Source organism: Labrenzia sp. 011 (genome assembly GCF_003075075.1).
Taxonomy (GTDB): domain Bacteria; phylum Pseudomonadota; class Alphaproteobacteria; order Rhizobiales; family Stappiaceae; genus Roseibium.
In genome coordinates this window covers 1-1,062 of sequence record NZ_QCYM01000062.1, presented here as the reverse complement: position 1 = coordinate 1,062, position 1,062 = coordinate 1, and the positions used below count along the sequence as shown (strand labels likewise).

Genomic DNA, 1,062 nt, shown 5'->3' with positions numbered 1-1,062 from the left:
TAGGCATCCGCATGGCTGGTCAGTGCGGTGCCGATGATCTTGTTGGTGTAGACATCCCCTTCCTTGATCACCTCACGCACATGAATGTCCTGGATCGGGTGATGGTTCGGGCCGAACCTGAAGTCGCCCCGCGTCGACTTGAACTCCGCCGCTTCCAGCGCCGCCCGGAACGCGTCAGCATCGCTCACATCCGCCTTGGCCATCGCAGACAGCAGAAGGTTCGCCGTGTCGAACCCCTGCGACGCATAAAGCGACGGCAGTCGGCCGTATTCCGCCTGGAAGCTCTCCACGAACGCCTTGTTCGTCTCGTTGGCGATGTCCTTGCTCCACTGGCTGGTGTTCTTCACACCCAGCGCCGCGTCGCCAACCGCCTGCAGGATGCCCTGGTCGAAGGAAAACGCCGGACCCACCACGGGAAGATCGATGCCGCTGTCCTTGTACTGCTTCAGGAACGAGATCCCCATGCCTCCCGGCAGGAAGAAGAACACGCTGTCTGCCCCAGAGGCCCGGATCTGGGCAAGTTCCGCAGCATAGTCGGTCTGGCCCAGCTTGGTATAGATTTCCCCGGCAAGCTCGCCCTTGTAGAAACGCTTGTAGCCCGTCAGCGCGTCCTTGCCCGCCGGATAGTTCGGCGCCAGCAGGAAGCTGTTCGTCAGACCGGCAAAACTGGCATAGGCGCCCGCGCCTTCATGCAGGTTGTCGTTCTGCCAGGCCACATTGAAATAGTTCGGATGACAGCCCTTGCCCGCCAGTGCCGACGGCCCGGCATTCGGCGACAGGTAGAACTTGCCCTGCGCCGTGACCGAGGGCACCACCGCCATGGCCAGGTTCGACCACACGATGCCGGTCATCACATCCACCTTGTCCGACTGCACCATCTTGTCCGCCAGCTGCACGGCCACATCCGGCTTGCGCTGGTCGTCCTCGACGATCAACTCGATGTCCGTATTGCCGGACTGCTTGACCGCAAGCAGGAAACCGTCCCGCACGTCGATCCCCAGACCCGCGCCACCGCCCGAAAGCGTCGTGATCATCCCGACCTTCACCGGGTCCGCCTGGGCC

At 62.7% G+C, this 1,062-nt stretch carries 1 protein-coding gene; it reads right to left on the bottom strand.

Annotation, left to right across the window (positions count from 1 at the left end; all coding sequences use genetic code 11):
• Positions 1 to 1,062, bottom strand: a 1,062-nt coding sequence (locus DCO57_RS22205; protein ID WP_116701102.1) for an ABC transporter substrate-binding protein, incomplete at both ends; no start/stop codon positions are given.